Raw genomic sequence first — 11,851 nt, forward strand, 5'->3', positions numbered from 1 at the left:
GTAGAGCGGGAGAGGATCAGAGAGCCGGGCCTTACTTCGCTTTCAGGAAGTCCGCGACTTCGAGCAGCATGAACTCGTCGTCGTCGGCCTTGTTGGGATCGCGGCTGGACGAGAACGGCAGATTGTTGTCGTTGCCGACGATGATGTGGGTCTCGTCGACGCGATCGACGTTCTCGATGGTGAAGAACGGGAAGGTGTAGACGCCGTCGTTGAGCGGCTTCTTCGCCTTCTTGTCGGGATCCTTGATCTTCATCAGATCGATATAGCCGATCTTGCGCACGGGCTTGCCGACATTGGCGTCGGTCAGCTCGATCTTGTAGACGCGCTTGAACTTGGCGATGTCGGGGAAGCAGTTCTCGCCGCGCTGGCCCTGCGGGCAGGCCTTGTCGGCTGTGCCTTCGCCATTGTCGCGCTCGATGATGAGGCCGGAGGCCTGATCGATCATGTTGAAGTCGCCGATGGCGTTGCCGTTCTGCTCGAACACATACTGCCAGTAGCGGCCGGTGAACTTCTCGGCGGCGACGTCGAATTCGAGGATGCGGGAGGCTTCCTTGCCGTCCACCTTCTCCCAGTCCTTCTTGTCGGCATCCCACAGCGGCCCCTCGAGCAGGCCGTAAAGGAACTTGCCGTCCTTCGACGAGGCAAAGCCCTCATAGCCCTTGGAGCGGCGGAGGTTGACGTTGGTGTAGGTCGCACCCGGCGCGCCCGGCGTTCCCACCGCCCAGTTGTCCGGCGAGCGCACCGGCTTGCCGTCGGCAACGGTCTCGAACACGCCGAGGATCTTGCCGGTCTTGTCGGCCTTCAGGATGTAGGGGCCGAACTCGTCGCCGATCCAGAAGGTATCGCCGATGATCTGAAAACCTTCGGTGTCGAAGTCGGAGCCGGTGAGATAGCGCTTCTGGGTGTCCTCATGCACGATGCGGAACGGCACCTTCTTGTCGGGATCGTGCAGGAAGATGGTTTCCTGGCGCTCGATGTTGCCGTTCGCCCAATCCATCTTGTAGCGGTTGAGGTACAGCATCGAATCCGGCGAGTTGGCGCGCGCGCCCATGCCGTTGTCGGTGATGACCCAGAAGGTGCCGTCGGGCATGGTCTTGATGCCGGAATGGCCCTGGAGCGGCTGGCCCTTGAACGGCAGCGAGACGCCGGTCGCGCGCTCATAGGACTTGCCCATCACGGTGCCGAGCGCGTCGACGCGCTTGCCGGTGGTGTACTTGCCGGAAGTCTTGAGATCGGCGGGGGCATCGGCCGGCGCGTCGATGAACGAGGCGGCCGGCATCACCACGTGGCCGGCGAGCTTGGCGGGGAATTCGCCTTCGCTCTGCGCGAGCGCGGTGCTGGCGGTGAGAATGATCGTTGCGACGGTGCTGAGAAAAGTCGCGCGCATGTGCGTCTCCTGTTGGCGGACGACGCCTTATGCGGTCGGCATATTGCAGTTTTGTGAAACCGGGCGAAAGGCCGCAGGCTTAGGCTATTCCTCTACCGCGCGCTGCGTCTCACGCGGTCTCGTAGACCAGTCTGGTGAAGAAGCCGGGGTCGATAAGAAATTGTCCCCACCTCGCGTCGAACGCGGCTGTCGGCTTGGCGGCGACCGTCTCGTCGCGTGTTCTTCCCTGTTTCTTGAGATTGCCGACATTGTCTCTGATGGCGGCCAGCATGTCGCGGAATTCCTGCAGCTCGGCCTTGTTGCTGACGGGCTTGCCGTGACCGGTGATGATGATGGTGTCGTTGTTGGCGGCCGCCAGATTGGCGTCGCAGGCCGCGATCATGCCGCCGATGCTGCCGCCGGTCGAATGGTCGATGAAGGGGTAGATGTTATTCCAGTAGGTGTCACCGGCGTGAAGAATGTTCGCCTCGGCAAACATGACGGAGATGTCGCCATCGGTATGAGCCGGACCGCTATATTTCAGCGCGATGGATGCGCCGTTGACCTTGAGATGATGCTCCTTGGCGAAGACCTCCGTCGGGACTGCCTTCGTCGCCAGAGGCAGGAAATTGTAGTCCCAGTCCTCGACCCGCTGAATGCTGGAGAGATGCTTGCGGGTGTTCTCGTGGGCGATGATTTTTGCGCCGGCCGCATGCAGCCATTCATTGCCGTCGGCATGGTCGAAGTGCCAGTGCGTGTTGATGAGATGCGCGATCGGCTCGTTGCCAAGCTCGGCCAGTGCCTTGCTGAGCTGCGGGCGCGAGACGCCGATGCCGGCGTCGACCAGAAGCTTGCCGTCAGGTCCCGTGAGTACGGCGATGTTGCCGCCGGATCCTTCCAGAACGCTGATATTGTTGCGCAGCTTGTAGGTTTTGATCGGTGATGTCGCCGCGCTGTCCTTGATCAGGCTGACGAGGCCACGCGCTTCCGCGTAGGCCTGCCTCGGGGTGAGCCATCCGCCGGTGGCGGCGAACGCCGCGCCGCCGACGCAACACAAACAGAAGCCGCGTCTAGAGAGTTGATGAGGTCGTGACGATGTCATGCGAATCTCGCGATCTCGAGCGATCAACGACGGCGTCAATGGGCGACCCTCGCCGTCTGCGCGGCAAGATCGAACGAAACAGGTCAGCGATCTATCACGATTGCACGAACCTTCGTGATCGCGCGGAAGCCGTTACTCCTTTACCGCGCCGGTCAGCGAGGACACGTAGTAATCCACAAATAGCGAGTAGAAGATCGCGACCGGCAGGGAGCCGAGCAGCGAGCCTGCCATCAGCGCGCCCCACTGGTAGACGTCGCCGGTGACGAGCTCGGTCAGGATCGCGACCGGCACGGTCTTGTTGGCGCCGCTCTGGATGAAGGCGAGCGCGTAGATGAACTCGTTCCAGGACAGCGTGAAGGAGAAGATGCCGGCCGAGATCAGCCCGGGCACCGCCAGCGGCAGCGTGATCCGCCGCAGGATCTGCAGACGCGTCGCGCCGTCGACCAGCGCGCATTCCTCGAGCTCGTAGGGAATCGACTTGAAATAGCCGATCAGGAGCCAGGTGCAGAACGGCACCAGGAAGGTCGGATAGACCAGGATCAGCGCCATCGGCGAGTCGAACAGGCCGAACTGCACCACGACGGTGGCGAGCGGGATGAACAGGATCGACGGTGGCACGAGATACGCGAGATAGATGCCGAGACCGACATAGGGACTGCCGCGGAAGCGCAGGCGCTCGATGGCGTAGGCGGCGAGCGTGCTGGCGATCAGCGACAGCGTGGTCGAGCCGATCGCGACCATCATCGTCGTCCACAGCCAGCGCGGATAGGCGGTGTTGAACAGCAGGTGCTTGATGTGCGCCAGCGTCGGCGAGGAGATCCAGAACGGATTGTGGTCCTTGTAGTTCAAGAGTTCCGCGTTCGGTTTGAACGACGTGATCGCCATCCAGTAGAACGGAAACAGCAGGATCAGCACGAAGCAGCCGAGCGGCAAATAGATCATCATCAGCCGCCGCAGCCCGGAATCCCAGGCCATGGTGTCGGGTGCGGCCTTGGCGTCGGCGGTGGCCGGTTGAACCACGGTATCAGTCATTGGCCTCTCCCTGCTGCCATTTGCGGCGCGCCAGGCCGAAATATGAGAACAGCGTCGCGAACACCAGGAACGGGATCATCGACACCGCGATGGCCGCACCTTCGCCGAGCTCGCCGCCGGCGATGCCGCGCTGGAAGGCCAGCGTGGCAAGCAGGTGGGTCGAGTTCACGGGCCCGCCGCGGGTGATGGCGTAGACCAGCTGGAAGTCGGTGAAGGTGAAGATGATCGAGAAGGTCATGACGATGGCGAGGATCGGCATCATCATCGGAAAGGTGATGTAGCGGAAGCGCTGCCAGGCGCTGGCACCGTCGAGCATCGCGGCCTCGTAGAGCGAGGGCGAGATGGTCTGCAGGCCCGCCAGCAGCGAGATCGCGACGAAGGGAATGCCGCGCCAGATGTTGGCGGCGATCAGCGAGAATCGCGCCGGCCAGGGCGAGCCGAGGAAGTCGATATTGCTCGTGCGCCAATGCAGCACGTCGACCAGGAGATAGGAGATGATCGAGAATTGCGGATCGTAGATCCACCAGAAGGCCAGCGCCGAGAGCACCGTCGGCACGATCCAGGGCAGCAGCACGATGGCGCGCAAGAGGCTCTTGAACGGGAAATGGTTGTTGAGCAGCAGCGCGAGCCAGAAGCCGAGCGCGAACTTCCCGAAGGTCGCGATCGCCGTGTAGAACACGCTGTAGAACACCGCGTTCCACCACAGCGGATCGGTGAGCAGATACTGGAAGTTCTCGAACCCGATGAAAATGCCGCGCTTGCCGATCGTGGTGTCGGTGAAGGCGAGCCAGATGCCGAGGCCCAGCGGGTAGGTGAGGAAGACGGCGAGCAGCCCGATCGCGGGTGCGAGGCACATCACGATCAGGAACGGCTTGTAGTCGAACAGTCGAACCAGCCAGGACGGCTGCCGCTGGGCCAGTGCAGGGGAAGAGAGTGTCGTCACGGACATCGGTTTTTTGTCCCGTCTGTGAAAGTCACGACGCCGTCATTGCGAGGAGCGAAGCGACGAAGCAATCCAGGCCGTAGTCGCAAAGACAGACTGGATTGCTTCGCTTCGCTCGCAATGACGATTTCTTCTGTCGGTCCTTACCGATTTTGCCGCCGGAAGTACCGCTTGCAGCGCTGCTCGGCTTCCGCAGCCGCGGCTTCGGGCGTCGCCGCGCCGGTCGCGACCGAGGCGAACATCTGCACCGTGACATAGTCCGCACGAACCGCACCGGTCGCGGTCGAGATCGGACCCTTGTAGCCGGCGTAGTATTTGCTGTTCATGGTGTCCTTGAAGATCGCCACCTTGGGATCGCCCTTCCACACCGCCGCATCCGCATAGGCCGCGAGCGGTTGCGACCAGTAGCCGCTGTTGGCGTTGAGCCACGGCTCGTACTGGTCCTTTTCCAGCATGTACTGCAGGAAGGCCTTCGCGGCATTGGGATACTGGCTGTGCTTGAACACCATGGCGTTCAGCGTCAGCCCCGACATCGGCGAGGCCGCCGCAAGGCCCTTCGGCAGCAACTGATGTTCGGAGTCTTCGGCGATGGCCGCGGTCGCCGGATCGTTCTTGAGCGAGAAATACAGCGAGACGCCGTTGGCCGTCAGCCCGATTTCCTGCGAAGAGTAGGCGCGGTTGTTGCTGACGTCGTTCCAGGACGGCGTGCCGGCGATGAAGGTCGGATAGATCTCCTTCACGTAGTTCAGCGCCGCGATGGTCTCCTTGCTGTTGATGGTGACATTGCCTTCCTCATCCAGCAGCGCGGCGTTGTGCGACCACATCATCCAGTCCGCAAAGCCGTTGCCATCGCCGACCGCGTTGCCGAGCGCAAAGCCGGCGGGCTTGCCGGCCTTGTGCAGCTTCTTGCAGAGGTCGAGAAGTCCGGCGTGGTCTTCCGGCGCCTTGTCGAACCCGACGGATTTTAGAATGGACTTGCGATAGATCAGCGGACCGGCCGTAGCCCCGAACGGGAGCCCGATCCAGGTATCGCTCTTGGCCTTCATGCCGTAGGCCTTCGCAAGGTTCTGCCAGCCACCGTACTTCTTGCCGAGATAGTCGGCGACGTCGGTGAGTTCGACCAACTTGTCGACATAGATGTGCGGCGCATCGGAAAAGCCGATGATGATGTCGGGGCCGGCGCCGGAATTCGAGGTCACCGCGGTCTGCTGGTTGATGTCTTCCCAGCCGACGAAGTCGACCTTGACCTCGACCCCGGTCTCCTTGGTGAATTTGGCCGCGTTGGCGCGGAACACGTCTTCGTCGGCCTGCACGAAGCGCACCGGCCGCAGCATGCGCAGGGTTGCGCCCTTTTCGATCGGCAGTTTCGGTGCGGGGACGTCCGCGGCCTTGATCGTGGATTGGGCATTCGCGGTGGTACCGGTTGCGGCGACCGCCGCAGCAGACAGGCCCAGCGCCAAGGCATCACGACGTGTGATGTCGTTCCTCATCAGTTCCTCCCTATGATGTCTCCCTTCCCGGCGTTGATCGCCGGTGAAGGGCCGTTCCGGTTTCCGGCGCGTCTTGCGGCCGGCCGCCTCAGCTGTTCGGACCGCGGTCCATGCTGACGGGCTGCCAGCGGCGGAGCGCGGTGTCTTGCAGCACCGACGGATTGACGCAGCTTACCGGCCACATGCCCTGAAGCACCAGTGACAATTCGTAGCCCACCCGGCGCTTGCGCGCTTCGTCGAACCGTGCCGAGGCCGAGGCGACATGGGCGGTCAGGGTCACGTTCTCCATGCCGAGGATGGGATTGTTGTGCGAGGGCGGTTCCTTCTCCAGCACGTCGAGGGCGGCGTGGGCGATCCAGCCTTCCTGGAGGGCCTTGATCAGGCTCTCCTCGTCCACCGTGGCGCCGCGGCCGGTATTGATGAAGACCGATCCCTTCTTCATCTGCCGAAAATGCTTCTCGGTGAGCATGTGATGCACCTCGGGCCGGGCGGGGGCGTGCATCGACACGAAGTCGGATTGCGACAGCACCTCGTTCAGCGTCGCCGGGATCACGCCGTGGTCGTACATCAGCGTTTCCTGGATGAAGGGATCGTAGGCCATCATGCGCAGGCCGAACGGGGCGGCGCGTTTCGCAACGGCACGCGCGACGCGGCCGAACGAGATGAAGCCGAGCGTCTGGCCCATCAGCCTGGGGATCTTGAGCAGCGCCGGGCGGCCTTCGGCCCAGCGCCCGTCACGCGCCATCCTGTCCTGCTCGACCAGGCGGCGGAAGCCCGCGAGCAGCAGCATCATGGCGTGGTCGGCGACCTCCTCGATGAAAGTGTCGGGAATGTTGGTGACGGGAATGCCGCGAGCGGTCGCGGCCTTGACGTCGACGCTGTCGACGCCGACCGAGCCGAGCGTGATCACCTTGCAATTGTCGAGCGTGTCGATGATCGACTTGGTGATGGGGATGCCCTTGGCGTAAATGGCGTCGGCGGTTCTTGCGGCGGCGATGAACCCGGCCTCGTCGGCCGGCGCCTCGACGATCTCGGCGTCGATCGGATCGAGTGCCTCGCGTTCATAGGAATAGTCGCTGCCTGCGACCGTGAAGCTCGCGCCCTTCGGCGTCACCACCCTGTATTTCGGCATTTCCTGCTCCCGATTTGGTCTGTCGGTTCTTGTTGTGACCCGGCCTTCTTGGGCGGGCCTTTGCGTCTTTTACGCGAAATCGATGCAGTCGCGTACAATTCCCGGTTGTTGGGGGTGCGAATAATTTGCCGGTTTTCGCGGCATCGTCCGGGCTTCTACGGAGACGTGTAAGTAACTTGCTAAGAGGTCATACACTAAGAGTTGATTCAATTTCGATCGATTCACTCGCTTGCCTGTATCCCATTTTTGCCGGAGCCATCCCGTGAAGTTGAGCAATCTGAAGATCGCCTCCAAGCTCGGCATCCTCGTCGCCGTCACCTTGTTGGGCCTGTGCATCTCCGGTCTTCTGGCCGGCTATCTGATGAAGCGCGAGATGGTCAATGCGCGAATCGACCAGGCCAAGTCGATCGTCGATCTCGGCCGCAACTACGCCGCAGCGCTGAAGAAGCGCGTCGATGCCGGCGAGCTGACGAAGGATGCGGCGATGGCCGACCTTCGTCGCTACGGCAATGCGATGACCTACGACAACGGCTCGGGCTATCTGTTCGGCACGTCCTATGACGGCATCACCCAGCTCGCGCCCGATCCGAAGCAGATCGGCACCAACCGCATGGATGTCGTGACCAACGGCCGCAAGCTGTCGGTCGAGCTGATGAACGGCGTCAAGGCCAACGGTTCGATCCTGCTGTATTATGAATATGTGAAGCCCGGCCAGGAGACGCCGATCCGCAAGATCGGCTACGCGGTCGCTGTCCCCGGCTTCGACATGTATCTCGGCACCGGCGCCTATCTCGACGACATCGACGCCAAGATGGGCCCGGTGTTCTGGTCGCTTGGCCTCGCCATCCTCGGCATCCTCGTCGTTGCCGGCGGCGTCGCCTGGCTGATCGGCCGCAGCATCAGCGTGCCGCTGGCGCTGCTCGGTACCCGCATGAAGGAGCTCGCCGACGGCAAGCTCGGGGGCGACATCCCCGGCGTCGGCCGTGGCGACGAGGTCGGCGCGATGGCCGCGACCGTCCAGATCTTCAAGGACAACGCGGTCCGCATCCGCGACCTCGAGAAGACCGAGGCCGATGCCAAGGAGCGTGTTGCGGCGGAACGTCGCAGCGCGATGGAAGGCATCGCCAGCGACTTCGAACGCAGCGTCAACGGCATCGTCCGCTCGGTCTCCTCGGCCGCCGCCGGCATGCAGTCGACGGCGCAGTCGATGACCGCGACGGCCAGCGACGCTTCGTCGCGTGCGGCGACGGTCGGCGCTGCCTCGCAAAAGGCCTCCGGCAATGTCGGCACGGTTGCCGCAGCCGCCGAAGAGCTGTCGAGCTCGGTTGCGGAAATCTCCCGCCAGGTCACGCGCTCGACCGAAGTGGCAAGCCGCGCCGTCAGCGACGCCGAACGCACCAACGCCACCGTGCAGGTGCTCTCGACCGGCGCCGAGAAGATCGGCGAGGTCGTCAAGCTGATCCACTCGATCGCGGCGCAGACCAATTTGCTCGCGCTCAACGCCACCATCGAAGCGGCGCGCGCCGGCGAGTCCGGCCGCGGCTTCGCGGTCGTGGCCTCCGAGGTCAAGGCGCTGGCGAACCAGACCGCGAAGGCGACCGAGGAAATCTCCGCCCAGGTTGCGGCGATGCAGACCTCGACCAGCGACGCGGTCACGGCCATCTCCGGCATCACCCAGACCATCGCCGAGATGAGCGAGATCACCGCCGGCATTTCCGCCTCGATCGAGCAGCAGGGCGAAGCCACCCGCGAGATCGCCCGCAACATCCAGTCGGTCGCGGCCGGCTCGAACGAGATCAACGCCAATATCGGCAGCGTCACCTCGGCCGCGGAAGCGACCGGCAACGCCGCCACCGACGTGCTCACCAACGCCCGCGAGCTGGACAGCCAGTCCGGCGCGCAGCGCAGCGCGGTCGACGGCTTCCTCGCCAAGGTCCGCGCGGCGTAAGTTCTCGAGCTGAATTCGTAGGGTGGGCAAAGACGCGAAAGCGTCGTGCCCACCTTTTCGTTTTGAGTGCGCCGTGACCTTTCGGTGGGCACGCTACGCTTTGCCCACCCTACGAGACCGTCCTACTGCTTCTCGATCTTCGCGTTGCTGATCAGCTTCTCCCACAGCACCAGCTGCTCGTTCACGAACGTGCCGAGCTGCTCCGGCGTGCCGGAGAAGGCGTCCATGCCGAGCGTCGCAAGCTGGGCCTTGATCTCCGGCTTCTCGACGATCTTCCTGATCTCGGCGTTGAGCCGCGTCACGATCTCCTTGGGCATGCCCGCGGGGCCGAAATAGCCCTGCCATGACGAGATATCGAAATCCGGCACGCCGGCCTCCTGCATCGAGGGCAGGTTCGGCACCAGCGGCGAGCGGTCCTTGGTGGTGACGGCGAGCGCGCGTAGCGCGTTGCCGTTGACGTGCGGCAGGCCGGTCAGGATGTCGACGAACATCATCGAGACGCGGCCGCCCATGACGTCGTTGAGCGCGGGCGGCGAGCTCTTGTACGGCACGTGCAGGAGATCGAGCCCGGCATTGTGCGCAAAGGTCGCACCCGACACGATCGCCGAGGACGAGCCCGACGCGTAGCTGAGCTTGCCCGGATTGGCCTTGCCGTAGGCGACAAGCTCGCCCACGGTCTTGGCCGGCACATCCGGATGAACGACCAGCATGAAGGGCAGGTCGCCGGTCCGCGCGATCGGGGTGAAATCCTTGACCGGATCGTAGGTCAGGCTCTTGAGCAGATAGGGGTTGGCCGAATGCGTGGTGTTGGTCGTCACCAGCAGCGTGTAGCCGTCGGGAGCGGCGCGCGCGACATAGGTCGCGGCGATCATGCCGTTGGCGCCCGCCTTGTTCTCGATCACGATGCCGACCCCGAGCGCCTGCGACAGATGCTGCGAGATCAGCCGCGTCGTGGTGTCGGTGCCGCTGCCCGCCGCGAACGGCAGCACCAGCGTGATGTTGCGGCTCGGATAATTGTCGGCCTGCGCGGCGGATGCGGCGGCGAGACAAAGGGCGGCCGTGCCGACGGCACGCAGGTTTCGAAACAGCGCTGAAATCATGTCTGGACGTTCCCTCTTTTTCGTTGGCGGGGAACCTAGCTTCTCTTCGCTGAAATCGGAAGGCGTGAGTTTGTCGCCCGCTCCGCGGAATTACTTCACCGCAGAACCCTGGCGCGAGGCGATCACGACGCCGGCGAGCACCAGCGCATAGCCGATCAGGTGAAACGGCTGGAGCTTTTCGCCGAGCAGCAGGATCGCCATCGCCGAGCCGAACACCGGCACCAGATGGAAGAACGGTGCGGCCCGGTTCGGGCCGATCAGCGCCACGCCGCGGTTGAAGAACAGATAGGCGAGCGTCGAGGGAAAGATCAGGATGTAACCCAGCGTCGCCAGCGTCACCGTGTCGAATTGCAGCACGCTGCCGCTCCAGGCTTCCCAGATTGCGGTCGGCAGCAGCATGATTGCGCCACAGCAGGTAGTGAACGAAAGAAAGGAGAGCTGATGAACTTTCGGCCGCCGCGGGATGAAGGCGGAGTAGATCCCGAACGCCACCAGCGAGGAGGCGAACATGATGTCGCCCCTGTTGAAGCTGATGCTCGCGAGCGCGGCGAGATCGCCGCGCAGGATGATGATCAGCACGCCGAGCAGCGAGATCGCGATGCCGGCGAGCTGCGCGCCCGTCAGCCGCACGCCGAACAGCACCAGCGACCACAGCGCCACGAACAGCGGTCCGGCCGACTGGATCAGCAGCGCGTTGAGCGCTTCGGTGTATTGCAGCGCCCAGTACGAGATCGCATTGTTGAAGGCAAAGCCCACCAGCGACAGGAACAGCATCAGCGGCAGGCTTTTGCGCAAATTCGGCCAGTCGCGCTTCAGATGCGGCCAGGCGAACGGCAACAGGATCAGGAACACGCCGAACCAGCGGATCGTGGTCACCGTCAACGGCGGCACATGGGCGCCGACATGGCGCGCGAGCACGATGTTGCCGGCCCAGAACAGCGAGCTCAGGCTCAGCAGCAGATAAGGCTGGTTGTTGAGCCAACTGGCCGGATTCGAGGCCTTTGGCGCGGGCGAAGCAATCGTCATTGGCGTCACATGCGACCTTGCGCTGGATTGCCGTCGTGACACAAGTCACGCCGCCGCAATGCTACAATGCAGGCTTGACCCGGGGAGGCGCCATTGGCGGTTAATATGTTGAACATCGAGGGCCTGGAAGGGCTCGACCAGCAGGCGCCCGTGGTGATGCTGAACCTGATGCGCTTCCATGCGCGCTCGCGCGACGGCGACGGTTCGGGCTGGGACGCTTATCTCCGCTACAGTGCGGTCACGGTGCCAATGATCAAGGCGCGCGGCGGCACGCTGCTCTGGACCGGCGAGGCGAAGGCGGTCGCGCTCGGCCCGCATGATGGCAATCGCTGGGATTTCGTTGCGCTGGTGTTTTATCCGTCGGTCGCGGCCTTCCTCGACATGATGACGTCGGAGGCTTACGAGCGCGAGGCCGATCCGCATCGCCTCAACGGCTGCGCCGAGCATGTGATCATCGCGACCAGCGAGGCGTACAGCAAGTTCAGCGCCGGCTGACGCCGCCGGCCTGCGGCCGGAGGCGCGGGTTTGGGCCGGGTTTTGCAACCTTTTCGACCCAGCTTCGGCGCAGTTGCGCGCCAAATGTGAACTATTCGGTTGCGTGCGGGTGCCAAAGATGGTGCCCTTGGCGCGCATGTCGGGGCATTGCAGGCCCGGCATGAGGCGTTCCGGTGCTGCTTCCTCCTCGTCGATGATTGCTTCGTTAGGGGATCAG

At 63.5% G+C, this 11,851-nt stretch carries 10 protein-coding genes; 2 read left to right on the top strand and 8 right to left on the bottom strand.

The features are described 5' to 3' along the window. Positions 1 to 31 precede the first annotated feature (31 nt). The 6 genes from NLM25_RS06965 to NLM25_RS06990 form a co-directional block, all read right to left on the bottom strand. Complete coding sequence (locus NLM25_RS06965) at positions 32 to 1,387, bottom strand: esterase-like activity of phytase family protein (RefSeq protein WP_254136516.1); 1,356 nt, start codon at positions 1,385 to 1,387, stop codon at positions 32 to 34. 109 nt (positions 1,388 to 1,496) lie between these two features. Next, complete coding sequence (locus tag NLM25_RS06970; protein WP_254136517.1) at positions 1,497 to 2,468, bottom strand: MBL fold metallo-hydrolase; 972 nt, start codon at positions 2,466 to 2,468, stop codon at positions 1,497 to 1,499. A 132-nt stretch (positions 2,469 to 2,600) separates the two neighbouring features. After that, a complete protein-coding gene (locus NLM25_RS06975) occupies positions 2,601 to 3,500 on the bottom strand; it encodes a carbohydrate ABC transporter permease (RefSeq protein WP_375166812.1) in 900 nt (299 codons plus the stop codon). Further along, complete coding sequence (locus tag NLM25_RS06980; protein WP_254116218.1) at positions 3,493 to 4,449, bottom strand: carbohydrate ABC transporter permease; 957 nt, start codon at positions 4,447 to 4,449, stop codon at positions 3,493 to 3,495. Before NLM25_RS06980 ends, NLM25_RS06975 begins: the two co-directional genes overlap by 8 nt. A 137-nt stretch (positions 4,450 to 4,586) precedes the next feature. Then, the gene (locus tag NLM25_RS06985) at positions 4,587 to 5,933 is read right to left on the bottom strand and encodes an ABC transporter substrate-binding protein (protein WP_254116219.1); all 1,347 of its coding nucleotides are present in this window, start codon (positions 5,931 to 5,933) and stop codon (positions 4,587 to 4,589) included. Between the two features lie 88 nt (positions 5,934 to 6,021). Then, complete coding sequence (locus NLM25_RS06990; protein ID WP_254136518.1) at positions 6,022 to 7,065, bottom strand: C-terminal binding protein; 1,044 nt, start codon at positions 7,063 to 7,065, stop codon at positions 6,022 to 6,024. Positions 7,066 to 7,327: 262 nt separating this feature from the next. Here NLM25_RS06990 and NLM25_RS06995 point away from each other — a divergent pair, with 262 nt between their 5' ends. Next, a complete protein-coding gene (locus NLM25_RS06995; protein ID WP_254136519.1) occupies positions 7,328 to 9,013 on the top strand; it encodes a methyl-accepting chemotaxis protein in 1,686 nt (561 codons plus the stop codon). A gap of 122 nt (positions 9,014 to 9,135) precedes the next feature. On the opposite strand, the gene NLM25_RS07000 is transcribed toward NLM25_RS06995, so the two are convergent. Both NLM25_RS07000 and NLM25_RS07005 read right to left on the bottom strand, forming a co-directional pair. After that, entirely contained in the window at positions 9,136 to 10,113 is a 978-nt protein-coding gene (locus tag NLM25_RS07000; protein ID WP_254136520.1) for a tripartite tricarboxylate transporter substrate binding protein, read from the bottom strand. A 90-nt stretch (positions 10,114 to 10,203) separates the two neighbouring features. Beyond that, on the bottom strand, positions 10,204 to 11,139 hold the full coding sequence (locus NLM25_RS07005; RefSeq protein WP_254136521.1) for a DMT family transporter: 936 nt from the start codon (positions 11,137 to 11,139) through the stop codon (positions 10,204 to 10,206). Between the two features lie 105 nt (positions 11,140 to 11,244). Here NLM25_RS07005 and NLM25_RS07010 point away from each other — a divergent pair, with 105 nt between their 5' ends. Next, on the top strand, positions 11,245 to 11,634 hold the full coding sequence (locus NLM25_RS07010; RefSeq protein WP_254136522.1) for a DUF1330 domain-containing protein: 390 nt from the start codon (positions 11,245 to 11,247) through the stop codon (positions 11,632 to 11,634). Positions 11,635 to 11,851 lie beyond the last annotated feature (217 nt).

This window comes from Bradyrhizobium sp. CCGB01 (assembly GCF_024199795.1).
Lineage (GTDB): Bacteria > Pseudomonadota > Alphaproteobacteria > Rhizobiales > Xanthobacteraceae > Bradyrhizobium.